This is a genomic window from Streptomyces sp. NPDC021749, assembly GCF_040640655.1.
In the GTDB taxonomy this organism is placed as follows: Bacteria; Actinomycetota; Actinomycetes; order Streptomycetales; family Streptomycetaceae; genus Streptomyces.
On record NZ_JBFACE010000005.1, the window covers coordinates 23412 to 46195 of the forward strand.

20 protein-coding genes, 1 tRNA gene and 1 pseudogene are annotated in these 22784 nt (G+C 71.5%); 10 read left to right on the plus strand and 12 right to left on the minus strand.

From position 1 onward, the window contains the following. Positions 1–12 precede the first annotated feature (12 nt). From AB0G35_RS06530 to AB0G35_RS06545, 4 genes are all read right to left on the minus strand, one after another. Positions 13–1506, minus strand: a complete 1494-nt coding sequence (locus AB0G35_RS06530) for a DEAD/DEAH box helicase (RefSeq protein WP_360944691.1) — start codon at positions 1504–1506, stop codon at positions 13–15. A gap of 228 nt (positions 1507–1734) precedes the next feature. Beyond that, positions 1735–1938 (minus strand): cold-shock protein, encoded by a 204-nt coding sequence (locus AB0G35_RS06535; RefSeq protein ID WP_161242060.1) that lies wholly within the window; start codon positions 1936–1938, stop codon positions 1735–1737. Positions 1939–2642: 704 nt separating this feature from the next. Further along, positions 2643–3125, minus strand: a complete 483-nt coding sequence (locus AB0G35_RS06540; protein WP_261950898.1) for a universal stress protein — start codon at positions 3123–3125, stop codon at positions 2643–2645. A gap of 5 nt (positions 3126–3130) precedes the next feature. Further along, positions 3131–4387 carry an SLC13 family permease gene (locus tag AB0G35_RS06545; protein WP_360945316.1) on the minus strand — a complete coding sequence of 419 codons (1257 nt, stop codon included), beginning with the start codon at positions 4385–4387 and terminating at the stop codon, positions 3131–3133. Positions 4388–5066: 679 nt separating this feature from the next. Here AB0G35_RS06545 and AB0G35_RS06550 point away from each other — a divergent pair. Next, the gene (locus tag AB0G35_RS06550) at positions 5067–6011 is read left to right on the plus strand and encodes a hypothetical protein (RefSeq protein WP_360944696.1); all 945 of its coding nucleotides are present in this window, start codon (positions 5067–5069) and stop codon (positions 6009–6011) included. A gap of 617 nt (positions 6012–6628) precedes the next feature. On the opposite strand, the gene AB0G35_RS06555 is transcribed toward AB0G35_RS06550, so the two are convergent. The 3 genes from AB0G35_RS06555 to AB0G35_RS06565 form a co-directional block, all read right to left on the minus strand. Continuing rightward, positions 6629–6701 (minus strand) — tRNA-Arg (locus tag AB0G35_RS06555). A 144-nt stretch (positions 6702–6845) separates the two neighbouring features. Continuing rightward, positions 6846–7148 carry a hypothetical protein gene (locus AB0G35_RS06560; protein WP_360944699.1) on the minus strand — a complete coding sequence of 101 codons (303 nt, stop codon included), beginning with the start codon at positions 7146–7148 and terminating at the stop codon, positions 6846–6848. Continuing rightward, complete coding sequence (locus AB0G35_RS06565) at positions 7145–7372, minus strand: hypothetical protein (RefSeq protein WP_360945360.1); 228 nt, start codon at positions 7370–7372, stop codon at positions 7145–7147. Before AB0G35_RS06565 ends, AB0G35_RS06560 begins: the two co-directional genes overlap by 4 nt. Before the next feature lie 39 nt (positions 7373–7411). On the opposite strand from AB0G35_RS06565, the gene AB0G35_RS06570 reads away from it, so the two are divergent. Further along, complete coding sequence (locus AB0G35_RS06570) at positions 7412–8056, plus strand: TetR family transcriptional regulator (RefSeq protein ID WP_360944702.1); 645 nt, start codon at positions 7412–7414, stop codon at positions 8054–8056. Between the two features lie 57 nt (positions 8057–8113). Here AB0G35_RS06570 and AB0G35_RS06575 read toward each other — a convergent pair whose 3' ends face one another. After that, positions 8114–9361: a M6 family metalloprotease domain-containing protein gene (locus tag AB0G35_RS06575; RefSeq protein ID WP_360944705.1), complete on the minus strand. Its 1248-nt coding sequence runs from the start codon at positions 9359–9361 to the stop codon at positions 8114–8116. Positions 9362–9596: 235 nt separating this feature from the next. Between AB0G35_RS06575 and AB0G35_RS06580 the strand changes: the two genes are divergently transcribed. Together AB0G35_RS06580 and AB0G35_RS06585 are read left to right on the plus strand one after the other, a co-directional pair. Beyond that, a complete protein-coding gene (locus AB0G35_RS06580; protein WP_360944707.1) occupies positions 9597–10307 on the plus strand; it encodes a TetR/AcrR family transcriptional regulator in 711 nt (236 codons plus the stop codon). A 179-nt stretch (positions 10308–10486) separates the two neighbouring features. After that, a complete protein-coding gene (locus AB0G35_RS06585) occupies positions 10487–12013 on the plus strand; it encodes an MFS transporter (RefSeq protein WP_360944710.1) in 1527 nt (508 codons plus the stop codon). Positions 12014–12182: 169 nt separating this feature from the next. Here AB0G35_RS06585 and AB0G35_RS06590 read toward each other — a convergent pair whose 3' ends face one another. Next, the gene (locus tag AB0G35_RS06590) at positions 12183–12680 is read right to left on the minus strand and encodes a MarR family transcriptional regulator (RefSeq protein WP_360944713.1); all 498 of its coding nucleotides are present in this window, start codon (positions 12678–12680) and stop codon (positions 12183–12185) included. Between the two features lie 155 nt (positions 12681–12835). Between AB0G35_RS06590 and AB0G35_RS06595 the strand changes: the two genes are divergently transcribed. Then, positions 12836–13612: a class III extradiol ring-cleavage dioxygenase gene (locus AB0G35_RS06595; RefSeq protein ID WP_360944716.1), complete on the plus strand. Its 777-nt coding sequence runs from the start codon at positions 12836–12838 to the stop codon at positions 13610–13612. 150 nt (positions 13613–13762) lie between these two features. Here AB0G35_RS06595 and AB0G35_RS06600 read toward each other — a convergent pair whose 3' ends face one another. Next, on the minus strand, positions 13763–14812 hold the full coding sequence (locus AB0G35_RS06600) for a questin oxidase family protein (protein ID WP_360944719.1): 1050 nt from the start codon (positions 14810–14812) through the stop codon (positions 13763–13765). A 218-nt stretch (positions 14813–15030) separates the two neighbouring features. On the opposite strand from AB0G35_RS06600, the pseudogene AB0G35_RS06605 reads away from it, so the two are divergent. After that, a pseudogene (locus tag AB0G35_RS06605) lies at positions 15031–15213 on the plus strand (hypothetical protein); the annotation flags it as partial. Between the two features lie 103 nt (positions 15214–15316). On the opposite strand, the gene AB0G35_RS06610 reads toward AB0G35_RS06605, so the two are convergent. Together AB0G35_RS06610 and AB0G35_RS06615 are read right to left on the minus strand one after the other, a co-directional pair. Next, a complete protein-coding gene (locus tag AB0G35_RS06610) occupies positions 15317–15883 on the minus strand; it encodes a hypothetical protein (RefSeq protein WP_360944722.1) in 567 nt (188 codons plus the stop codon). Positions 15884–16213: 330 nt separating this feature from the next. Beyond that, entirely contained in the window at positions 16214–16822 is a 609-nt protein-coding gene (locus AB0G35_RS06615) for an N-acetyltransferase family protein (protein WP_360944725.1), read from the minus strand. A 213-nt stretch (positions 16823–17035) separates the two neighbouring features. On the opposite strand from AB0G35_RS06615, the gene AB0G35_RS06620 reads away from it, so the two are divergent. From AB0G35_RS06620 to AB0G35_RS06635, 4 genes are all read left to right on the plus strand, one after another. Beyond that, positions 17036–18040 carry a sigma-70 family RNA polymerase sigma factor gene (locus AB0G35_RS06620; protein WP_360944728.1) on the plus strand — a complete coding sequence of 335 codons (1005 nt, stop codon included), beginning with the start codon at positions 17036–17038 and terminating at the stop codon, positions 18038–18040. A gap of 263 nt (positions 18041–18303) precedes the next feature. After that, a complete protein-coding gene (locus tag AB0G35_RS06625) occupies positions 18304–19110 on the plus strand; it encodes a DeoR/GlpR family DNA-binding transcription regulator (RefSeq protein ID WP_360944731.1) in 807 nt (268 codons plus the stop codon). 62 nt (positions 19111–19172) lie between these two features. Beyond that, positions 19173–20120 (plus strand): 1-phosphofructokinase, encoded by a 948-nt coding sequence (gene pfkB / locus AB0G35_RS06630; protein ID WP_360944734.1) that lies wholly within the window; start codon positions 19173–19175, stop codon positions 20118–20120. 130 nt (positions 20121–20250) lie between these two features. After that, a complete protein-coding gene (locus AB0G35_RS06635; protein WP_360944737.1) occupies positions 20251–22482 on the plus strand; it encodes a fructose-specific PTS transporter subunit EIIC in 2232 nt (743 codons plus the stop codon). Positions 22483–22784 lie beyond the last annotated feature (302 nt).

Below are 22784 nucleotides of genomic sequence, written 5' to 3' on the forward strand. Positions count from 1 at the left end.
ATCACGGCGGCTCTAGGCGGCCGAGTCGAAGGTGGTCCGCCGCTGTGCCCTGCGGCGCGCCGCTTCGCTGACGGGCCGGCCCTGGCCGACGCGGCCTCGGCGGCCCTGACGGCCCTGGGACGAAGACGACGCACCGCGGGGACGTTCCCCGCCCGGCGCGGGGACGACGACCGGGACGCCGGAAGGGGCCTGGGCACCTGTGATGCGGCTCAGCTCCGACTCGCCCGAACGTACCTGGGCGACCCGAGGGGTGATGCCTGCGGAAGCCATCAACCGGGTCATGCCGCGACGCTGGTCGGGGGTCACCAGGGTGACGACGCGGCCGGACTCGCCGGCGCGGGCCGTACGGCCGCCGCGGTGCAGGTAGTCCTTGTGGTCACTGGGCGGATCCACATTGACGACCAGGTCGAGGTTGTCGACGTGGATCCCGCGCGCCGCGACGTTGGTCGCCACCAGCACCGTCACCTGCCCGCTCTTGAACTGGGCCAGGGTCCGCGTGCGTTGCGGCTGGGACTTGCCACCGTGCAGGGCCGCGGCGCGGACACCGCTGCCCAGCAGGTGCTCGGTCAGCCGGTCCACCGCGTGCTTGGTGTCAAGGAACATGATCACTCGACCGTCCCGCGCCGCGATCTCGGTGGTCGTCCGGTGCTTGTCCGCGTCGTGCACATGGAGCACGTGGTGCTCCATCGTGGTGACCGCGCCCGCTGACGGGTCGACGGAGTGGACTACCGGGTCCGTCAGGTAGCGGCGGACCAGCAGGTCGACGTTACGGTCCAGGGTGGCCGAGAAGAGCATCCGCTGTCCCTCGGGACGCACTTGGCCGAGCAGGGCGGTGACCTGGGGCATGAAGCCCATGTCGGCCATTTGGTCGGCCTCGTCGAGGACCGTGATGTCGACATCCACCAGTCGGCAGTCGCCCCGGTCGATGAGGTCCTTGAGCCGTCCGGGCGTCGCGACGACCACCTCGGCCCCGGAGCGCAGCGCACCGGCCTGCCTGCCGATGGACATTCCGCCGACGACGGTGGCGAGCCGCAGGCTCACGGAGCGGGCGTACGGAGTGAGCGCCTCGGTGACCTGCTGGGCGAGCTCACGGGTGGGGACCAGGACAAGGGCGAGGGGCTGCCGCGGCTCGGCACGTCGCCCGGCTGTACGAGCCAGTACGGCGAGGCCGAAGGCGAGGGTCTTGCCCGAGCCGGTGCGGCCACGGCCGAGTACGTCACGACCGGCGAGGGAGTTGGGCAGGGTCGCGGCCTGGATCGGGAACGGCACGGTCACGCCCTGGTGGCCGAGCGCGGCCAGCAACGGCGCCGGCATGGCGAGTTCGGCGAACGACCCGACGGCGGGCAGTGCGGGCGTGATCGTCTTCGGCGGCGCGAACTCGCCGTGTGCGGGCCGTCCGGCCCGGTGGTTTCCGTAGCCCTTTGAACGGCGCTGACCACCGGAGCGGTTGGCGCCGTCGCCTCCTCCGAAGCGGTCATATGTGCGGGGAGTGCGGGTGTGCTTCATGCGGAACCATCCTTGATGGGGCACGTAGCAAGGAATTCCCGCAGCAGAGGAGCGCGCAAAGAATTTCGAGACGAGCCACAGTCGATGTGGGGCGGGTCGGGCGACGGGGAATGTCTCACCGGTCGGTGATGTGGTGGAGCCTTCCCGTCGCGCCCTGAAAAGCAGCGAGCTGGGGCCCGCACCCCAGAGGTGCGGGCCCCAGCTGCGAAGTATGCGTCAGCGCCGGTGTCAGGCGGGAACGATGTTCTCGGCCGTCGGGCCCTTCTGGCCCTGCGCGATGTCGAACGACACCTTCTGGCCCTCCAGCAGCTCGCGGAAGCCCTGGGCGGCGATGTTCGAGTAGTGGGCGAAGACGTCGGCGCCGCCGCCGTCCTGGGCGATGAAGCCGAAGCCCTTTTCCGCGTTGAACCACTTCACGGTGCCAGTAGCCATGTTATTTCTCCTTCGAGGCGGTGTCAGGAATTCGCCCTGTGCGAATTCCGTGTCGCCGTGATGATTACCCCGTCGGAAATAAACCTTCTGGCAACCACACCTGCAACTGAGATCGACAGTAGCACGGTGCGATCAGCCCTGCGCGGTCAATAATTCCGCGCCGGTCGACGCCCGGAGTAATGCTCGTCGGGCCCCGAACCTATTTCTCATGTCGCGGACACAGATATGGCTCTCCGCGCGCCCGGCGTTTTCTGCCGTGCGCATCCGCCCACACCCCTATGACCTTCATCGACGGGGGATGAGCCGCCGCCACCGTCGCCGGGGGACGGCGCAAGGGTGAACGCGTTGAGACTCCACCACCGCGATGAAGGTCACATCCCCGAGGCACGCATCGTCTCCATGGATACCGACGCGGCCCGGCACGTCGCGGACGCTCCGGTGCTGTTCGCCGGGCACGGGCGGCGCAGTGGAAATGCGGGCGCGCGTCGGCCGTTGCCGTCGGCCCCTGTGCCGTCGATGAACCAGTCGTAGATGAGCAACGCTGTGTCATCCGCGGGGTAGCCGCGGTCATCGGTCGGCGTCGTCCGGCGCCCTGGCCGAGGAGGCGGAGCAGCTCACCGGCCCGATCGAGTCCGTCATGGAATGGGACGACGAGCAACACAAGGAGAGCCAGCTCAGGCGACGTCTTCTGTTCAGCCGGAGTACTAGCAGTGGTGTGGAGGGATGGTGGCGGTGGTGGGTGCGGGCTCCGGCCAGACGAGGAGCACGGGGCAGGGGGCGTGGTCGACGATGAAGCGGCTGGTGGGGGCGAGGCTGCGGGGGCCGAGGTGGGTGCGGTCGCCGTCGCGGGCGACGATGAGCAGGTCGGCGCCTTCTGCGGCGGCCACGACCTCCTGTTCGGCGCGGCCTGAGCGTTCTTGCCGGGTGCAGGGGCGTCCCAGCCGCGCGGCCGCGCTGGCCAGGAGTTGTTCGGCGGAGGCGGCGGCCAGGTGTTCCACTGCGGTGCCGGGGTCGCGATCGGGGCGTGCGCGGCCCAGCAGTCCGGCGTAGGCGCCGTGCGCGGCGTCCGGTACCTCGTGGCCGGTGACGTGGAGCAGCACCGTGTCGGCGTCCGCGGGCGTGTGGGCGCGTGCGGCATCGACGCAGGCGGGCCAGGTGCCCTCGACGATCCAGACGATGACGGTCACGGTGTTCAGCCTCCGATCGTTTGGAGTGAGGTCCACAGTGCCACCACCGCGAGCAGGAGGGCGGCCGGTACGGCGAGCAGGCCGAGGCGGGTGAACTCGCCCAGGGCCACATCGGTGTCGTGTTCGCGCACGATGCGCCGCCACAGCAGGGTGGCCAGCGAGCCGGCGTAGGTGAGGTTCGGGCCGATGTTGACCCCGAGGAGGACGGCCAGGACGGCGCCCGGGCCGGTGGGGGCGGTCAGGGGGAGGAGGACCAGGACGGCGGGCAGGTTGTTGATGATGTTGGCCAGTACGGCTGCCAGGGCCGCGATGGCGAGGAGGGCCGGGAGGCTTGTGCCGCCGGGCACCAGGTGGCCCAGCGCGTCGGCGAGGCCGTTGTCCACCACCGCCCGGACCACGATGCCCAGGGCCAGGACGAAGGCGCAGAACGGCAGGGCCGCGGACCGGACGATCGCGGTGGGGGTGGTGCGGCGCCGGGCCAGCGCGCGGGCCGCCAGAACGGCCGCGCCCGCGGCCGCCGCCCAGGCCGGGTTGATGCCGAGCGCGGAGGTCAGGACGAAGCCGGCCAGGGTGCCCGCCACGGTGATCAGGGCGAACAGTGGCAGTTCGCGGGGTGCTTCCGTGGGCGGGCTCTGGGCGCCGGCGTCCAGGTCGGTGGCGAAGAAGCGGCGGATGACGACGTACTCGGCACCGATCGCGGCCAGCCAGGGCAGCGCCATCAGGGCGGCGAAGCGGGTGAAGCTCAGGCCGCTGGCGGCGAACGCCAGCAGGTTGGTCAGGTTGGAGACGGGCAGCAGCAGCGAGGCCGTGTTGGACAGGTGGGTGCAGGCGTACACGTGCGGTTTGGCGCGGGCGCCCAGCCGGGCGGCGGTGGCGAACACCACGGGCGTCAGCAGCACCACCGTGGCGTCCAGGCTGAGCACCGCGGTGATCAGCGAGGCGATCACGAACACCAGCACCAGCAGGCGACGGGGGCGGCCGGCCGCCCTGCGGGCCATCCAGGCGCCGCAGGCGTGGAACAGGCCCTCGTCGTCGCACAACTGGGCCAGAACGAGCACGGCCGCGAGGAAGCCGATCACCGGACCCAGCCGGACGGCCTCGGCCGCCGCGTGGTCCAGGGAGATCGCGCCGGTGGCGATGACCACTCCGGCGGCGGGAACGGCCACGACCGCCTCCGGCCACCCCCACGGCCGGATCACCGCACATGCCAGCACCGCCAGGAGCAGGGCGGCAGAGAGGGCTTCTGCGAGTGCGGTGTTCAGGGTCGGAGCCTTTCGGGGGATGCCGGTGGTGAAAGGTCGCGCCGGATCGGCGGCGGCTGGAGTCGAGCACGTTGCGTTCGTAGGGGACGCGGCGCAACCTTGGCAAGTAGTAGAATGTTAAACTATCAACTGATCGAGGACGAGCGGTGAAGGCATGCCGTGAAGTGAGCAAATCGTGGAGGCTGCGTGAAATATGGCCAACCTGGTGTCCGCTTGCACGCGCGTAGACCTCGCGTGACATCGAGACCCCGGGGTGCCCGCCTACCGTGTCGAGCCAGGCGCAAATGACTGAAAATTGAACTAATGACCGACCAGCGCTCTACGGTTTGCGGCGGTTGCTGTTCCATCGAGAGGAAACCCCTCATGACCGCCGCCGACAGCGCACCGATCACGGCCCGCATCCTCACTGGCTACCGCCCGGAGGACGGCTTCGTGGCCGTAGAGCTGAACCCGCCCCCCGCCGAGTACGTCTGGCACGACGAAGACGCCGAGCAGCAAGCGGAGCGGTACGGCCCGGGAGTGGGATACCACCAGTGGTTGGCCATCGACGCGCAGAGCGGTGCGGTCTGGTTCGGGGACGTCGACTGGCGGGCCTCGCGCGAGCACCTGGACAGCCAGCTCCCCGGTGTCCCGCGCAGCGCACTCGGTGACGGGACGCTGCCGCCCCCCCGGCGTTCTCGTGTACCTGCTGACCCACCTGGCGCACGACGAGCAGCGCGGCTACTCCTGGCGCTTCTTCACCGCCGAGGAACTGCATGCGCTCGCGCTGCGCACACTGCCCGCCGTACAGCGGCTCGTGGACTCGATACACCGCACGGGGCCGGCCGGCGAACTGGAGTGGTCCGCCGAGGCCGCCACCGCCTGGGACGACATCGAGCAGGCCGCCACCTACACCTTCGCGCCCTCCGGAGCTGTCGTCTGGCCCAGGCTCCGGATGAGCCCGGTCCCCGCGTGGCGGGCCGAGGTCAGCGCGTTCCTCGCGAGCAACCCCGACCTGTGCGAGCCGTCCTGGGGAGTGGCCACCGACGCGGAACTGGAGGCTTACGCCGACTACCGGCCCGACTCGGGCTACGGCGGTGTCCCGGGGCGGATGTGCCGCGCCGCCGACCGGCGGATCGAGGACGGTTTCACCTTCTACGGTCACCGCGCCGCCCTGTACGCCTATCGCGCCCAGGCGTGCGGCGACCGTACTCCTACGGAGGCCCGCCTCTGGCTGGAGGCGACGGAGGCCGGCAGGGGCACCTGGGAGGCGGCCAAGCCGCCCGGAGCCACTCTCGCCGATGTGCCGGACTGTGTGCTGGCGGCCCTGGCCGAACGCTTCCAGGGCGCCGCGCACGAGGAGGGGTTGGTCCTGACGGGCCTGCCCGCCTATCTCCGGCAGTTGCGCGCCGACGAACGGGCCGCCGTCGACCGGCAACTCGTCCACGAAGGCGAGGAGGTCGAACGTCTCGAAGGCGTGCTCAAGGACTTGCGCGTCGCGCGGAACCGCACCGTGACCCGGATCCTGGCGTGGGCCGACGGCCGTGACGACGCGGAGATAGCCCGCCTGGCCTCCATCTCCCATGACTGCGTCCGTGACTGGCGGGCCCGCCTGACCACCGAACCGGCCACGGCGACGCCTTAGACGTGTGGTCAGCGGCGGCGCGGGCCGCGCAAAGGGTCCCGGCACAGACTCGGCGGTATCGGTGTCCCCTGCTACGGCACTGGCTCGCCTATGGGGGGTGCCCCGGACGCGCCCATTGATCAAGCCACGTGCCCGAGTTGAGGAGATCGGCGGGCGACCGACACCCGTCGATCAAGGCGGAGAAGAAGGCGCGCAAGGCCGCAGAGACGGTGGCCGTCTTGAAGGGGTCGCAGCGTGATGTGTGCTTGACGCGTGCCGGGTGGCTGTAGCCGAAGGGGCCGGGCCGACTGCCTCAGCGCAGTGGGCCCGGATCCTTCGGCTTTCCCGGGCTGAGGCCGCCGCCTGCTCAGTGGTCGTCGCGCCCGGTCCACGGCTTCGGCAGCCGCATCTCCGGCCAGCCGCGCGATCTCCTCGGGTACTTCCCGCGCGTCGATGACGAAGCGTCGACCGCCGACGAGCCTGGTGACGGGCTTCCACCCAAGTCGGCGGCCCGCCTCCCGAGCAGCGCGCCTGACGTCCCCGAGCTTGCCCGTCTCCGCGACGTCATCGCGTGTGCTGCGAGGACGAAGGCCCTCCCGTCCGATGGGCGGAAGGGCCTCTGAACAGGCGTTTCTCTGTGCCCCCGGCAGGATTCGAACCTGCGACACCCGCTTTAGGAGAGCGGTGCTCTATCCCCTGAGCTACGGAGGCGGGGATCACGGGCGTGATCCGGCGACTAGCGTAGCGGATAAGGGATCCGCGCTTGCAAGGTTTGCCTTTCGGCAGGTCAGCGTGGTCGGGGCGGGGTCGTGGCAGGGGTGTTGCGGGGTGTGCGGGGGCGCCTCCTGGGTCGGGTCAGCCGGCGATGTGCCAGCTGACCGTGCCGTCCGTGGTGACGAGCAGGGCGAGCAGGAGGAGGTCCGTGGCGCCGAGGGCGAGGCCCAGGAGGGCGCGGCCGCGGCGGGTGGTGCCGCGGGCCAGGGCGAGGCCGCCGAGGATCAGGGCACAGGGGCCGAGGACGAGGTTGAGGACCAGGGTGCCGAGCAGGCCGAGGATGAAGGACGCCACGGCCATGCCGTCGGCCTGCGGGCGGGTGGCGCGCGGGGCGGCGGCCGGCGCGGGGGAGGCCGTCCGCGGGGCTTCGCTGAGCGCGGTCATCGGGAGGTCACCTCGGTCTTGTGGCGGCGTTCGCGGAGGAAGAAGACGAGCAGCCAGCCGCTGATGGCGGCGGCCGCGAGGAGGGTGACGGGGACGGGGAGGTGTGCCGCGGTGCCCAGCATGATCCCCATCAGGAGGAGGGCTGCGACGAGGAAGAGCATGATCCGCCTTTTCCACTCGGAGGACAGTTGTTCACTCAGTGCCTCCAGCATACGGCGGCTCATGGGTGGAGAAGTTAAGAGAACGGTTGTTTACTGGATGACATGAGTCACACTCTTGGGGCACGCCAGGCCCAGAAACAGAAGACCCGTCAGGCACTGCTCGACGCGGCGCTCGGCCTGTTGGCGGAGCAGAGCCTGAGCAGCCTGGGCCTGCGGGAGGTGACGCGGGTGGTGGGCATCGCCCCGGCCGCCTTCTACCGGCACTTCAAGGACCTGGGGGAGCTCGGTGTCGCACTGGTCGAGGAGGCGCTCGGCAGCCTGCACGTGATGGTGCGGGCGATCCTCGCCGAGCAGGACGGCGCCGAGGAGCGAATAGACCGTACGGTCGCGGTCGTCGAGCGGCACGTACGGGCCTACCCGCTGCACATCCGGTTCATCGCCCGCGAGCGGCACGGCGGCGTACGGGCCGTACGGCAGGCCATCGCGGACGAACTCGACCGGTTCGCCGAGGAGGTGGCGGCGGCGCTCAAGTCGCAGCCGGTTTCGGACGGGTGGCGCGACGAGGACGTGCGGATGCTGGCCGAGCTGTACGTGGACCGGCTGGTCACGACGGCCGCAGCCCTGCTCGACGCCGAGGAGGACGGGGCGCCCGGAGCCGCCGACCAGGTGGTGCGTACGGCGCGCCGCCAGTTGCGGCTGATCAGTATCGGGCGGCAGCACTGGCGGGAGGAGGGGGACCTTGCCTGACGGGCCCCGTGCCTGATGAGGGGGCCTTCCCTGGGGCCGGCCGGCGGGGGCGGCGGCTCAGGCGCGGGCCGGGGTGACGCGGACGCGGTAGGTGCCGTCCTGGTTCTCCGTCAGGACGGTGACCGCGGCCCCGGTGGTGTGGTCGGCGTAGGTCTCGCCGGGGAGGAAGGTGGCGTCGGTCAGTTCCGCGTCGACGTAGGGGCTCTCCCGGTAGCAGCCGCCGCTGTGCGGGGTGGCGTCCACGATGCGGAGCGGGCCGCGGCCCGAGGGGACGTCGGTGGCGACGCGGTAGACCAGGACGCCCGGCCGGCAGACCGCGGGGTCGAGCAGGCCGCGGCTGCGGGCCTCGACCACCAGGGCGCTGTGCGGCGAGGTCGGGATGACGACGATCTTGGTGCCGCCCGGGGTGGAGACCGGGGTGAGGGTGTGTTCGCCGGGCGTGCCGTGCGGCGGCGCGCAGTGCACCTGTGAGGGCGACAGCCAGCCGAGCTTCCACTTGTGCCAGCCGACGAAGTCGTTGTTCGGCCCCCAGTCCTCGTCCATCGGGTCCCAGTGGCCCACCGGCGGCGGCTCCGGGCGGTCGTCCGTGTAGTAGAGGTCGGGCAGGCCGAAGCTGTGCGCGTTCTCGTGGTTGAGGACGCGGAAGGCGCTCAGCCCGGATTGCCGGCTCCAGATGAAGGACGCGTTCCGGAACGGCACCCCGTCGGCCGTCTTCAGCCCCAGGTCGCCCCCGCTGAAGGTGACCGACAGGACCGTACGGGTGGCCGGCGGCCCCGCGTTGGGCGCCGCGATGACGTTGATGACGTCGTAGTCGCGGAAGTTGACGACCGGGTCGACGGCGCGCACGACCTCCTGCGACAGCGCGTGATAGCCGCCGTCCGAGGCCGGGTCGAAGTTGGTGCCGCGCTCGATGCCGTACGCCGCCAGCGGCCGGGACATCCGGATCCACCGGAACAGCGGTATCGGCAGGTAGGTCAGCCTGCCGTACGAGCTGGTGCGGAAGAAGTCCGTGGTGGCCGGGAAGAACTCGGCGAAGCGGGCGCTGGCCGGCATCGTGGCGCGGGCGTCCGGGAAGTCGATGAAGAGCGTCAGGGCCCGTACGACGCCGGACGAGCGGGCGAAACCGGCGGGGGTGTCGGCCGATTCGGCGACGTCGTTGTCGATGCCGTGCAGCGCGCAGGGGCCGCTGGGCCGGGCGCCGGGCCCAGGAGGTATGGCCACGGCGTTGGGGGGTGAACCCAGCGCTATGGCCGCCGCCGCGGTGGCCGCACCGGCGGCCAGCACCGCGGATGCCTTGAGCTTCATAACGATCACCTTGGGACGCGGGGTGAGCGCTCGCGCGCGGAGTTACATCAATCGGAGGCACGGGGCCACCTGGCAGCGCGAGAGGGGGCGGGAGGCGGGTGCCGCGGCCGTGTGTGGCAGGTCACATGCCGGCGTGAAATATCCGGGGAGCGGTTCCCCGTTTAACCAGTCGTTCGGTCGAAGCGGGGAGGGTTTCCCCGGTTGGAATCGTCGGAAGCCGGAAGGGGTGAGTCGGATGGCCGTAGCTGCCGGCGCCACGAGCGCCACGAGCGCCACGAGCGCCACGAGTGCCACGAGCGTCAAGAAGGCGAAGCGCGGTACGGCGTCACCCCGGCTGCGGGCGGACGCGCTGCGCAATCGGGAGCGGATCATCGCGGCCGCCCGCGAGACGATGGTCGAGTTCGGGGCCGATGTCCCCTTCGACGAAATCGCTCGACGTGCGGGGGTCGGCAATGCGACGCTTTATCGTCACTTTGCGGATCGCCTGGAGTTGATCCACCACGTCACGCTCTCCGTCATGTCCCGTACCGCGGACCGGGCGGAATCCGTCCTTGTCGAGGAGTCCGATGCCTTCCGAGCGCTGAGGCGCTTCGTCCACGCTGCGGTGGGGGAGAAGATCGGGGCCCTGTGCCCGCTGCTCTCCGACGGCATCGACCGTGACCACCCCGATCTGGTCGCCGCGCGCGACCGCCTGGAGGCGGCCGTCGAGGCCCTCATGGGTGCCGCGCGCGACAGCGGCCAGCTGCGTACCGACATCGCCGTCGGGGATCTGATGGTCGCGATCACCCAGCTCACCCGGCCGCTGCCCGGAAGTGCCTGCGTCGACTTCGACAAGTTCGTGCACCGGCACCTGCAACTGTTCCTGGACGGCCTGCAGGCCCCCGCCCGCTCCCAACTCCCCGGCTGCGCCGCCACGTTGGAGGACCTCAGGCGCCGGAAGGCCTGACGCGCCACAGGTCCCCGCGCCACCCGTCCTCGCCCGCTCGACCGTCCCGTAACCCCTCGCCCCCTCTCCGTTCGACCCTCCCGTTCGTCCCGTCCCGTTCTTTTCCTTCCTTCCTGTTCTTCTCCTTCCGTCCTGTACTCCGCTCCTGTTCGCTCGCACGCCACTAGGTGGATCCCGCCATGCCTGAAACCGTCCCGTCCGTCGATCCCCGGCGCTGGAAAGCGCTGATATTCATCGCCCTCGCCCAGCTGATGGTCGTCCTCGACGCGACCATCGTGAACATCGCGCTGCCCTCCGCCCAGAAGGACCTCGGCATCACCGACGTCAACAAGCAGTGGGTGATCACCGCTTACGCACTGGCCTTCGGCGGGCTGCTGCTGTTCGGCGGGCGGGTCGCCGACCTGTGGGGCCGGAAGCGGACCTTCATCACCGGACTGGCCGGATTCGCGATCGCCTCGGCGCTCGGCGGGGCCGCGGCCAACGAGGGCGTGCTGCTCGGTGCGCGCGCACTGCAGGGCGTCTTCGGCGCGCTGCTGGCGCCCTCCGCGCTCTCCCTCCTCGCCGTGACGTTCACCGAGGCCAGGGAGCGCGCCAAGGCGTTCGGCATCTTCGGTGCGATCGCCGGTGGTGGCGGCGCCGTGGGCCTGATCCTCGGCGGTGTGCTCACCGAGTACATGAACTGGCGCTGGACCTTCTTCGTGAACATCCCGTTCGCCGTGGTTGCCGCGACCGGTGCCTACCTGGTCGTCCGGGAGCCCGCGGGGAGCCGTAATCCCTCCCGGCTGGACGTCCCGGGCGTCGTCCTGGCCACGCTGGGCCTGGTCTCGCTGGTCTACGGGTTCACCCGCGCCGAGTCCGACGGCTGGCTGGCCGGCCCGACGCTGGGGCTGTTCGCCGCGGCCGCCGTGCTGCTGCTGGCCTTCGTGCTGGTCGAGTCCAAGGTGAAGGCCCCGCTGCTGCCGCTGCGGGTGGTCACCGATCGGAACCGCGCCGGCGTCTACGCGTCGCTCGGCCTGGCCGTGATCGGGATGTTCGGTCTCTTCCTCTTCCTGACCTACTACCTGCAGATCGTGAAGCACTACTCGCCGGTCGAGACCGGTCTGGCCTTCCTCCCGATGATCGCGGGCATGATCACCGGCTCGACGCAGATCGGTGCCCGGCTGATGACCCGGATCCGGCCGCGGCTGCTGATGGCCCCCGGTTTCGTGGTGGCCGCGACCGGCATGCTGGTGCTGACCCAGATCGACCTGGACACGTCCTACCCGGCGCTGATCCTGCCCGGCTTCCTGCTGATGGGCCTCGGCATGGGTACCGCGTTCATGCCCGCGATGTCGCTGGCCACCCACGGGGTCCAGCCGCGCGACGCCGGTGTCGCCTCCGCGATGGTCAACACCTCGCAGCAGGTGGGCGGCGCGATCGGAACGGCGCTGCTGAACACGATCGCGGCGAGCGCCACCACGGCGTACGCCACCTCGCACGCGGCCGGTGCGCACTCCCGCGACCTGCTGAAGCTCCAGTCGATGGTGCACGGCTACAGCACCGCCATCTGGTGGGCGGTGGGCATCCTGCTGCTGGCCGGCGCGATCGCCTTCACCCTCATCAACACCGGGCGTCCGGGCGCCGGTTCGCCGGTGGCCTCCTCGGCGGACGCCGAGAACGCGGCCGAGGGCGCGGAGGAGGTCCCGGTCCCGGTGATGGCCCACTGAGGCGCTCCGCGCCGGCTCTTACCGGACTCCTACCTCGCTCTTACGGGTGACCCGCTCCCTCGGGGGCGGGTCATCCGTCCCGAACGGGCGGAGTCATCCGTCCCGTACGGGGCGGCGTGGTGGCAAGGAGCTTTCACGGGCGCCGGCCTTCTCCGGTTCCGCTGACGGGTCAGCGGAGCCAGGGGAGGTCGGCGCCTTGGGGTTGCAGTCCTTCGGTCATCACCTGGCAGATCTCGGCCAGGTGACCGACCTGCTCCGGGGACAGGCGGTCGAAGATCGCGGCACGGACGGCGGCGACGTGTCCCGGGGCGGCCTTCTCCAGCACCCGCATGCCCTCGTCCGTGAGGTACGCGTTCTGGCCGCGCTTGTCGGACGGGCAGTTCTCGCGCCGCACCCAGCCGTTCTTCTCCAGGCGGGCGATCGCGTGCGAGAGCCGGGAGCGGGTGATCTTGGCGTTCTGGGCCAGCTCGGTCATCCGCAGCCGGCGCCGCGGTGCCCGGGAGAGCTGGACGAGCAGCCCGTAATAGACGTGCGGCATACCGGCGTCACGCTGCAGCTGACGGTCGAGGTGGTCCTCCAGGAGCGTGGTGGCGTGGAGGTAGCACTGCCAGGCGTATTGCTCCTCGTCACTGAGCCAGCGTGGCTCGGGTGCGGGTTCGTTGCTCATGCCATTCACTCTCTCACCGCTAGGAGAGTTATTTAAGTTTTAACAACGTCGGGTTAGACTGGCAACTGATGCTTGAAGATTCAAGCAATAGGGTGTGCGGTGGCCGGATGTCTCTGCATCACCGACTACCGCCAGTGTGACGCCGTGGAGAAGTAATGTCCGTAATGCCGACTCTCTACCTCAGCCATGGCGCGCCGCCGCTCGCCGACGACCCGCTGTGGCCCGGCCAACTGGCCGCCTGGTCCGCGCAGCTGCCGCGCCCGAAGGCGGTGCTGATCATCTCCGCGCACTGGGAGGCGGCCCCGATAGCCCTCGGCGCCACCGAGACCGTGCCGCTCGTGTACGACTTCTGGGGATTCCCGCGCCACTACTACGAGGTCCGCTACCCGGCCCCCGGTGCACCGGAGCTGGCCGAGCGCATACGGAAGACACTGCGGACGGCCGGCACCCCGGTCGCGGACCTCCCGGACCGGGGGCTCGACCACGGCGCGTACGTCCCGCTCGTCGAGATGTACCCGGACGCCGACGTCCCGGTCCTCCAGCTCTCGATGCCCACGCTCGATCCGCGCCTCCTGTACGAGACCGGCCGCCGGCTCGCCCCCCTGCGCGACGAGGGCGTACTGATCGTCGGCAGCGGGTTCTTCACCCACAACCTGGCGGCGCTGCGGCAGTCCCATGACGGCGCGCCCGCCTGGTCGGCGGAGTTCGACGACTGGGGCCGGCAGGCCCTGGAGGCCCAGGACCTCGACGCCCTCTTCGACTTCCTCCACAAGGCTCCGGCCGGACGGCTGGCGCATCCGCGCACCGAGCACTTCGCGCCGCTGTTCGTGACCCTGGGGGCCGCGGACGCCCAGGGGCAGCTGGACAGCGGGCGGAGCGTGATCGACGGGTTCTGGATGGGGCTGGCGAAGCGGTCGCTGCAGTACGGGTGAGGGCGGACGGCCGCGCGGGTGCGGCCGGGCTCGTACGGCTGCGCGGGTGCGGCCGGGCTCCTACGGATGCGCGGGTGCGCGGGTGCGACTGAGTGTGTACGGCCGAGCGGGCTGTCCGGGGCCGCTCGACGAGGGGTGATCAGGGGTGGGTCAGTCGTCCTCGTCGATCAGTTCCACGGCGTTCAGGGCCGCCGACAGGGCGCGGGTGTCGCCGTCCTCGGCGCCCGCGGCCACGTCCAGCGCGGTGTCGGCGAACTTGATCGCGTGCTCGTTCCCGTTGGCGACCGCCCGGGCGAAGACCTCCTCGGGGGTGAGGGAGCCGGCGTCCGGGGCCCGGCGCGGGGAGTCCGCGGCGTAGATGGCGGTGATCGCCGAGGTCGCGGCCCAGGCCACCGTGAAGGAGGCCGCCCAGAGTTCCCGGGGGAGCGCGGGCAGGATGCGCAGCACCGCGTTCGGCGCGGTGGCGGCGTGGACGAGCATGATGCCGTTCCCGTGGCCGTACTCGCCGTAGTTGAGCGTGGCGGCCCGGACGAGCGCGGTCAGTGCCTCCCGTGCGGCCTCCGGGTCCTCGGGGACGTGCAGCGACTCGGCCGTCGCCAACCAGCCGTCCGTTTCGGGCAGTTGGGCATAGCCCTGTTCCGGCGCCACCCGCTGGTCGGCTATACGGGGCACGGCTGCCAGCGCCTCGGCAGGGGTGGCGCGGCCCGTGGGGCGTACGGCAGTGGGGAGCAGCAGGTGCCGGGCGGCCCAGTAACCGAGGGCGTGCGCGAACTCGGCCAGGCGCGGCGGATTCTCACCCTCCGTCAGGAGGCTGCGCACGGCGTGGCCCAGGCGGATGACCGGGTGGGTGGCGGCGCCCGCGATACCGGGGAGCAGCCGCGGCCACCACTCGGCGAGGACGTCCCGCCAGGGCCGTTCGGCGACCCGTTCGGCGAAGTACGCGGTCCAGTCGGTGACCCGGGCGGTCTCGCCCAGCGCCTGCTGCCAGTTGGCGTCGGTGACGGCCGCCTTGGCGACCGGTACGTCCTCCAGCTTGTGCTCGTAGGTGTCGAGCCAGCGGTGGACGGTGCGGGCCTGGCCGTTGCGGACCATCGCTTCGATGGCCATCGGGCCGTGGTTGCTCAGGAACCCCTTGAATTCGGGGCCGGATGCGTGCAGGCGCTGTAACGCCTCGTCGAGTGTGCCGCTCGTCGTGGCCATGGCCCGAGGCTAGGTCGGCCGCGGGCGGGAACGTAACGGGCTTTGGGCTTACTGCGCTGGTCGTAAGGCTGCGGTGCGGGACGGTGCGGGGCGGACGCGGGGGAGAGGCGCGGAGGGGAACTGACGCGGAAATCCCGACAGGAGGTGTCGGGTATCGGGGGGAGAGTGACGGCATGAGCGACGGCATGAGCGACGGCATGAGCGACGGCATGAGAGGTATGAGTGACGGCTTGAACCACGGCCGGACGAGGCGAGGCGACGCGGCGATCGCCGGGGTCGCCTGGTCGGCGGCCGAGGAGGCGGTGCCCGAGCTGGCCGGCCGGGTGGGGGCGCGATTCGGGGCGTACCGGCACCACGTGCTGGCCACCCTCCGGCGGGACGGCGCACCGCGGCTCAGTGGATACGGAGGACGTCGCAGGACGCGACGCTGCGGGTGGGGTGAGGTGGCTCGCCCCTGCCGGCGCTCCGCCGGCGCGGGCCCGGTGGGGCCGGGCCCGCCCAGCGTCAGTGTGTGGCGGCGGGCAGGCGCCGGTGGCGGGTGGTGTCCGCCTGGCGCCGGCGGTGCCGGCCGTGTGGTTCGCGGGCGCTGTGGGCGCGGAAGAGGTACAGGGCGGAGAGGAACATGATCCCGCCCATGATGAACCCGAAGATGCAGGACTTCAGGATCGGCTCACCGCCCAGGCTGTAGACCCAGCCCATCGACAGTCCGAAGAGCGCGCCGTAGGAGAGCGCCCGGGTCTCGGTGAGCATGGACGACTGGTAGCGCACGAGCAGCAGTCCGAGGGCGCCGCTGACCACGGCCGCGGCCACTCCGTACAGCAGGGCCGGTCCGCCCTTGGTGCCGGCGGTGTGGGTGCGGAAGATCGTGAACAGGCCGAAGGTGACTGCCGCGATGACCGGCCAGGTGACGGTGGCCGGGACGCGCTCGGCCAGGGCCGCCAGGCGTGAGGTCTTCGAGTCTCCCGCGGTGCGGTCCGCGGGGCCGGGGCCGGCGGTCGCTCCGTGTTCGACCTCGACCTCGCCGTGTGAACGGGCGGCCCTCGCGCCGTGCCGGCGGGCGTGCTGGTCCATGGCGGGCTCCTCTCGATCGCCCCACGGGTCCTGGGCCCGCGTCCCCGGGCCCACTCCCGTATGCCTGCGTGCCGTTCACGTGCCGTGCCTGGGCGCCTTGCCGTCGACGGCTTTCCCGGCACGCCTTCAATCCAGGCGACACCCGGGGGGCCGCCGCGTCAACCGGAGCGGCCGAGGAGCCGCACGGGGTGGCGTACGAGGTGACGTACGAGATGGCCTACGAGGTGACCTGCCGGGTGACCTACGAGGTGGTCGCCGCACCGATGAAAGGCGGTCGCCGCACCGATGAGAGGCGGTCGTCGGACTGCTCAGAGGCGGGCGGCAGGCCGATCAGCCGAGGTCCTTCTGGTACCAGGCCACGTCCCAGTAGCGGCCGAACTTGCGGCCCACCTCCGTGTACGTTCCGATGGGGCGGAACCCGAAGCGGGTGTGCAGGCGGGTGGACGCCTCGTTCGGCTGGGTGATGCCGGCGTAGGCGCGGTGCACGTCCTCCTTGGCCAGCGCCTCGAACAGGGCCTCGTAGAGGAGCGTGCCGACGCCACGGCCGGCGGCCTCCGGGGCGCAGTAGACGGTGACCTCGACGGACGGGGCGTAGGCCGCCTTGGGGCGGAAGGCGCTGCTGGTCGCGTAGCCGAGCAGAGTGGCCTCCGGGGCAGGCGCCGGGGCCAGGTCCGGGCGCCGGGCCGCAGCCGCACCTTCCCGGACCGGTTCGTCGTGTGGGTTTTTTGTCCGTTCTGCGGGTACCTGCGCAACCAGAAGGCGGTGGGGGCCGTCTTGAGGGTGGGAGAGCAGCCAGGGGCGGCGCTCCTCAGGCGTGAAGGGCTCCAGGTCGAAGGTGATCGGAGTCTCACGGATGTAGTGGTTGTAAAGATCCGTAAGGGCCGGCAGGTCCGCCTCGACGCCCGCTCTGACCTGCACTTCCCCTTGCCCGACCGGCATGCGACCTCCCTCGGTGAGGGGGCAGGGTACTGCATGATCAGAAAAATAGGCGCGCCGAGTGGGAATTCTGTCCGGATTCCAGCCGTTGTTTCCTTCGGACGGGCCACTCGGCAAGCATCGCAGTCGATGCCCACCCGGTATCGGCGCACGTCGCAGCACCAGCCGGCCCGCCCCACCGTCCCGCGACCGACTCATCGCAAAGGGAGCACACGCATGGCAACCCGTGCCGTCGCCCGTCGTCAGGAAAGCAGCACCAGCGCTTCTGACGGGGCCCACAGCGTTCGCGCCGTAGGCGGGGAGATCGCCGACCGCGACCTGGTCGGCATGTACCTCGACGAGATCGCGCGTACGCCCCTGCTCGACGCCGCCAAGGAGGTCGAGCTGTCCCAGACCATCGAGGCGGGTGTCTACGCCCAGCAGATCCTGGACGGTGAGGTCACCGACGGCAATGCCGCAGGTGCCAGCCGCGAGGAGCTGGAGGCGCTGGCCGCGGAGGCCGCCAAGGCCAAGGACGTCTTCATCCGCTCCAACCTGCGGCTGGTCGTCGCGGTGGCGCGCCGCTATCCGCGTGCCGGACTCCCGCTGCTCGACCTGATCCAGGAGGGCAATGCCGGCCTGGTGCGGGCCGTGGAGAAGTTCGACTACGCCAAGGGCTTCAAGTTCTCGACGTACGCCACGTGGTGGATCCGTCAGGCGATCACCCGCTCCATCGCCGACCAGTCGCGCACGATCCGGCTGCCCGTGCACCTCGTCGAGGAGCTGGGCCGGATCCGCCGGGTGCAGCGCGAGTTCAACCGCGAGAACGGCCGCGACCCGGAGCCCGAGGAGGTCGCCGGCGAGCTGGGCACCACGCCCGCCCGCGTCACCGACGTACTGGACTGGGCGCGCGACCCGGTCAGCCTCAACATGTCGGTGGACGACGACGGCGACACCCAGTTCGGCGACCTGCTGGAGGACACCTCCGCGGCCTCGCCCGAGCAGTCGGTCCTCACGCTGCTGCGCAGCGAGGAGCTGGAGGACCTGATCGACCGCCTCGACCACCGCACCGCGTCGATCATCAAGGCGCGTTACGGCATCGAGGACGGCCGCGAGCGCACGCTGACCGAGGTCGGCAAGCAGCACGGCCTCACCCGCGAGCGGATCCGGCAGATCGAGAAGCACGCGCTGCTGGAGCTGAAGCGGATGGCGCACGACACGGGGTTCGACGCGGCCGCGTAACCCCACGGCCAAGCCGCATACCCCCACGGAAACAGGCAACGACCACGCAAACCCCTCCCCCGGCAAGCAGGACGAGCCCCGGTGCCCTTCGCGGCGTCGGGGCTCCTTTGTGTCGCCGGGGGTGCCCGGACGTGTCTCCGTTCCTCTCCCTGGGTGTGTCTGTTTGAGTCCGATCGTCGCCCGAGTCTGTTTACTTCACCAAGGTGTGGGCGTAGCATCGCAGTGAAACCACAGATTCGGGCAGGAAAACGGACACCAACGCGATGTATGCACCGGAGCGGCAGCAGGAGATCCTGCGACTGGCCCGTGAGAGCGGCCGGGTCGACGTACTCTCCCTCGCCGAGGAATTCCAGGTCACCGCCGAGACCGTACGGCGCGACCTCAAGGCACTGGACCGGGCCGGTCTGGTGCGCCGCGTGCACGGTGGTGCCATCCCCGCCGGCCGGCTGGACTTCGAGCCGGACCTCGCCGAGCGGGACGCCGTCGCCGCCGACGAGAAGCTGCGCATCGCCCGCGCCGCGCTCGCCGAACTCCCGGGCCATGAGAACGGTGAGCACGGCGGCGGGTCCCGCAGCGGCCGCAGCTTCGGCAGCGTGATCCTGGACGCCGGTACGACGGCCGCCCGGCTCGCCGCCGAGATCCCGCTGGAGGCCGAGCTCACGGTGGTCACCCACGGCCTGCCGGTGGCCGCGCGGCTGGCCGACCACCCGGGGCTGACCGTGCACCTCGTAGGCGGCCGGATCCGGCACCGCACCCGGGCCGCGGTCGACGACTGGGCGCTGCGCGCCTACCGCGAGATCAACGCCGACGTGCTGTTCCTGGCGACCAACGGCTTCTCCCTCGACGGCGGGCTGACCACCCCCGACCTCGCGGAAGCCGCGGTCAAGCGGGCGCTGATCCGCGCCGCCCGCCGGGTCGTCCTGCTCGCCGACTCCGGCAAGTTCGAGCAGCGGCACTTCGCCCGCTTCGGCGACCTCTCGGACGTGGACCTGCTCATCACCGACACCGGACTGAGCCCCGACGACGCCCTCGCCATCGAGCGCGCGGGCACCGAAGTGGTGCGCGCATGATTCCCGCCGAGAGGTCCCTCAGCTCCTCCGGGACGTCCGTGAGCCCGGCGGAGAGGCGGCCCATGATCCTCACCGTCACGCCCAACCCCAGCCTGGACCGTACGTACGAGATCCCGGCGCTGGAGCGCGGGGCCGTGCTCCGGGCCACCGCGGACCGGATCGACCCCGGCGGCAAGGGCGTCAACGTCTCCCGGGCGCTCGCCGCCGCCGGACACCGCACCCTCGCCGTACTGCCCTTGGGCGGTCCCGCGGGTGCGGCGCTGGCCGGGCTGCTGAACGCGGAGGGGATCGAGGTGGCGGGCGTACCGGTGGCCGGCCAGACCCGTTCCAACATCTCGGTCGCCGAGCCCGGCGGCACCCTCACCAAGATCAATGCGACCGGTCCCGAGCTGTCCGCCGACGAGGCGGAGGCGCTCCTCGCGACGGTCGGCGAGCGGTCGGCGGGCGCCGGCTGGATCGCCTGCTGCGGCAGCCTGCCGCGGGGGCTGGCGCCCGCGTGGTACGCGCAGCTGGTCGCCCGTGCGCACGGTGCCGGGGCCCGGGTCGCCCTGGACACGTCGGGCCCCTCGCTGACCGCGGCCCTGCGGGAACGCCCGGACGTCGTCAAGCCGAACGCGGAGGAGCTGGCACAGGCCGTCGGCCGTCCGCTCGCGAGCGTGGGCGATGCGGTCAAGGCCGCCGAGGAACTGCGGGCGCGCGGCGCCCGCGCCGTCCTCGCCTCGCTGGGCGCGGACGGCCAGCTGCTGGTCGACGAGGACGGCACCCACTTCGGCAGCGCGCCGGTCGCCGCGGTCCGCAGCAATGTGGGGGCCGGCGATGCGTCGCTGGCCGGGTTCCTCGCGGCCGGCGGGACGGGGACGGCCGCGCTGGCCGCGGCGGTGGCGCACGGCGCGGCCGCCGTCCAACTTCCCGGCAGCCAGATGCCGACGCCGCGGGATCTGGCCCCGGCGGCGGTCATGACCACCGATGAGGTGCCGTATGACCGGCGGCTGACGGAGCCGGTGTCATGAACGGGCGGGTGGGTGTCATACGACTCCGGGCCGGTGCGAGGTACGGGGTGGTGTGGCCGTCCGCCGACGTGTTGTTCGCGAGGGTCGGTCGCCCGGCAGGCGCTCGGGCCGGTACTGAAGGGAGCCCGCGATGAGCGAGCTGATCACCGCGGACCTGGTCGATCTCGACCTGTCCGCAGCAACCAAGGACGCCGCCGCACGGTCGCTGGCCGAGCGGATGGCCGCGTCCGGCCGGGTCACCGATCTGGAGGGCTTCCTCGCGGACGTGGCGGCACGCGAGGCCCAGATGCCGACCGGGCTGGACGGCGGGATCGGGATCCCGCACTGCCGCAGTGCGCACGTCACCGAGCCGACGCTGGCCTTCGGACGCAGCGCCGCCGGGATCGACTTCGGGGCGCCGGACGGCCCGGCCGACCTGATCTTCCTGATCGCGGCCCCGGCGGGCGGGGACGCCGACCACCTGTCGATCCTCTCCACCCTCGCCCGCCACCTGATGGACGAGTCCTTCACCGGCGCCCTGCGCTCCGCCGCCGAGCCGGGCCGCGCGGCGGCGCTGATACGGGGCGAGACGCCGGAGGAAGCGGCGGAGACCGCGGCACCGGAGGAGCCGACGGCCGCTCCGGAACCGGCCGCGGACCTGGCACCGGAGGCCGTTCCGGAGCCGACGGCCGTTCCGGAGCCGACGGCCGTTCCGGAGCCGACGGCCGTTGCGGAGCCGACGGCCGTCCCCGAGCCTGCGGCTGCCTCCGAGCCTGCGGCTGTTCCGGAGCCTGCGGCCGCCGCGGAGTCGGCGGCAGACCTGGCACCGGAGGCCGTTCCGGCGCCGGCGGCCGCCCCCACCCCCCTCCGTATCGTCGCCATCACCTCCTGCCCCACCGGCATCGCGCACACCTACATGGCCGCCGAGTCGCTGGAGAAGGCCGGACGGGCCGCCGGCGTCGAGGTGTTCGTCGAGACGCAGGGCTCGGCCGGGTTCAAGCGGCTCGATCCGCAGCTGGTGGCCGAGGCGGACGGCGTGATCTTCGCCCATGACGTCGAGGTACGGGACAAGGAGCGGTTCGCCGGCAAGCCGACCGTCGACGTCGGGGTGAAGGCGGGCATCAACCGCGCCGCCGAACTCATCGCCGAGGTAAGGGAGAAGGCCGCCCGAGGCATGACCGGCGAGACCGGCGAGACCGGCGGGACCGGCGGGACCGGCGAGCCGGGCACGACCGCGCGCCCCGCCGCGCCCATGGACAGGGGCGCCGACGCCGCCGACGGCTACGCCACCCGCCTGCGCAAGTGGCTGATGACCGGCGTCAGTTACATGGTTCCGTTCGTCGCCGCCGGCGGTCTGCTCATCGCGCTCGCCTTCGCGATCGGCGGCTACACGATCAACAAGGCGCCGTCCGTCGCCGACCACTTCCTCTGGACCGAGTCCGCCAGCTGGGCGGCCCTGCTGTTCCAGATAGGCAGCGTCGCATTCGGCTTCCTCGTCCCCGTACTGGCCGGCTTCATCGCGTACGGCATGGCCGACCGGCCCGGACTCGTCCCCGGCTTCGTCGGCGGGGCCATCGCGCTCACCATCAACGCGGGCTTCCTCGGCGGTCTGATCGCCGGTCTCCTCGCGGGCGGGGTGGTGATGGCGATCCAGCGCCTGAACGTCCCGGCATCGTTGCGCGGCATCATGCCGGTCGTCGTGATCCCGCTCGTGTCGTCCGCATTGGTCGGCTTCCTGATGTTCCTGGTGGTCGGCAAGCCGGTCGCCGCACTGCAGAAGGGGCTGACCGACTGGCTGTCCGGGCTCACCGGCGCCAACGCGATCATCCTTGGTGCGCTGCTCGGCCTCATGATGTGCTTCGACCTGGGCGGCCCGCTGAACAAGGTCGCCTACACCTTCGCCGTCGGCGGCCTCGCCAATCCCAACGAGGGCAGCCTGAAGGTGATGGCCGCGGTGATGGCCGCCGGTATGGTCCCGCCGCTGGCGATGGCACTGGCGACGACCGTCCGCGGGCGGCTCTTCACCAAGACCGAGCGGGAGAACGGCAAGGCGGCCTGGGTGCTCGGGGCGTCCTTCATCACCGAGGGCGCGATCCCCTTCGCGGCCGCCGACCCGCTGCGCGTCATCCCCTCCGCGATGGTCGGCGGCGCGGTCACCGGCGCTCTGTCGATGGCCTTCGGCTGCACCCTGCGCGCCCCGCACGGCGGCGTCTTCGTCGTCCCGCTGATCGGCCAGCCACTGCTGTACCTGCTGGCCATCGCTGTTGGCACGTGCGTCAGCACGGCCCTGGTCCTCCTCCTCAAGAGCCTCCGCAAGCCGACCCCCGCCACCCCCGCCGGGACCCCGTCCCCCGACCACCCCGGCGTCCCGGCCACCGCCTGACCCCCGCCCCACCGGGGCCCCACCGCCACCCCAGGCGGCCCGGGGCCCCGGCTTCGTCGCAGTGGCGGACGGGCACCGCGGCGCTGTATTTCGCGTGCGCCCACGGCCCGCGCAAGGACCCTCCCGTGCTGGCCGCGGTGGTGATGCTGGCCGCGGTGGTGGTGCATGCCGGGCTGGGGCTCGTCCGGTACGGGGGCGGGTCTCGCGGCGGGGGAGGCAGATGTCGGTTCTGCCTCCGTGCCTCGCTCACCTGGAGGTAAGTCAGCCACCTCCAGGTAAGTACGCACTAAAAAGTGGGTACT